The 229-nt window shown below is 67.7% G+C and carries 1 protein-coding gene; it reads left to right on the top strand.

From position 1 onward, the window contains the following. On the top strand, nt 1-229 hold a 229-nt coding region (locus ACPYOG_RS21245; protein ID WP_481296009.1), incomplete at both ends, for an extracellular solute-binding protein.

Consider the following 229-nt stretch of genomic DNA (forward strand, 5'->3'; position numbering starts at 1 on the left):
CTACACGCCCGGCCCGTGGGGCTCGGTCAACGTCGGCGGCAAGCCGGTGGGCCTGCCCCAGGACTCCGGCCCCATGGCGATGTTCTACAACAAGACGCTCTTCGACAAGTACGGCCTCACCGCCCCGACGACCTGGGACGAGTACGTCACGGATGCGCGGAAGCTGTGGGCGGCAGAGACGGGTGTCTACATCGAGGGCGACTCGGGTGAGCCTGGGTTCACGGAGTCC

The organism is Leifsonia sp. HAY1-4F (assembly GCF_056755275.1).